The organism is Pseudomonas kairouanensis, assembly GCF_004682055.1.
Taxonomy (GTDB): Bacteria; Pseudomonadota; Gammaproteobacteria; order Pseudomonadales; family Pseudomonadaceae; genus Aquipseudomonas; species Aquipseudomonas kairouanensis.
This window is the reverse complement of sequence record NZ_QUZU01000103.1, coordinates 1-1,298: the sequence shown is the minus strand read 5'-3', so window position 1 is coordinate 1,298 and position 1,298 is coordinate 1. Positions and strand designations below refer to the sequence as shown.

Sequence of the window (1,298 nt, the reverse complement as noted above, 5' to 3'; positions counted from 1 at the left end):
CCTGCGCCAATCGCCCCACGGCCCGATCATCAATGACGTGCTGGGCGAGAACGCCGGCAACACACCGATTGCCATGTGGTGGGCGTTTCTTGATACCCAGAACCCGATCCTCGAAGGCTTCTACCAGCTCAACCGCGCCGACACCCTGGCCAAGGCCCGTGCGGCAGCGGCCAAGGTGTCGGCGCCGGGCTTGAACATTGTGTGGGCCAATGCCAAGGGCGATATCGGCTGGTGGGCGGCGGCGCAGTTGCCGATCCGCCCGGCGGGGGTCAACGCCAGGTTTATCCTCGACGGCAGTACCGCCCAGGCCGACAAGCTGGGGTTCTACCCGTTCAGCGCCAACCCCCAGGAAGAGAACCCGGCGCGCGGTTATGTGGTGTCGGCCAACGCCCAGCCCGTATCGCCCACCGGCATGGAGATCCCCGGCTATTACAACCTGGCCGACCGTGGCCAGCAGTTGAACAGCCAATTGAGCGACAACAGCGTGAAGTGGGACGTGAACAACAGCCAGGCCTTGCAGCTCGGCACCACCACCGCCTTTGGCCCACGCCTGCTGGCGCCGCTGTTGCCGGTGTTGCGCGAGGTGGTCAAGGACCCGGCGCAGTTGAAACAGGTGGAGCAACTGGCTGCCTGGAAAGGTGATTACCCGCTGGACTCCACCAGCGCCACGCTGTTCAACCAGTTCCTGTTCAACCTGACCGATGCGGCCTTCCACCCTAAACTGGGTGACGCCATGTTCAAGACCCTGCTCAGCACCCGCGTGATCGACGCCGCCCTGCCGCGCCTGGCCGGCACACCGGACTCGCCCTGGTGGGACGGCAAACGCAGCGAAACCGTCAAGCTCGCCTGGGACAACAGCCTGGCACACCTCAAGGCCACCTTCGGCGATGACCCAAGCCAGTGGCAATGGGGGCAACGCCCACACCCTGACCCACGGCCACCCGCTGGGTATGCAAAAGCCGTTGGATAAGGTGTTCAACGTCGGCCCCTTCCCTGCGCCGGGCACCCATGAAGTGCCGAATAACCAGTCCGCCATGATCGGCCCGGCGCCGTGGCCGGTGACCTATGGCCCTTCGACGCGGCGCCTGATCGACTTCGCCGATGCAGCCCATGCACTGACCATCAACCCGGTGGGGCAAAGCGGGGTGCCGTTTGATCGGCACTATGGGGACCAGGCGCAGACGTATATCGAAGGTGGCTACGAACAAGCGCACTTCACCGATGAAGAAGTTACGGCCAATACCCGTGGCACCCTAAAACTGCTGCCAGCCCGATAGCTGCTTGGAATCCGGTCAAAA

1 pseudogene is annotated in these 1,298 nt (G+C 64.0%); it reads left to right on the top strand.

The features are described 5' to 3' along the window. Positions 1-1,277 (top strand): annotated as a pseudogene (locus tag DYL59_RS31270) (penicillin acylase family protein); the annotation flags it as partial. Positions 1,278-1,298 lie beyond the last annotated feature (21 nt).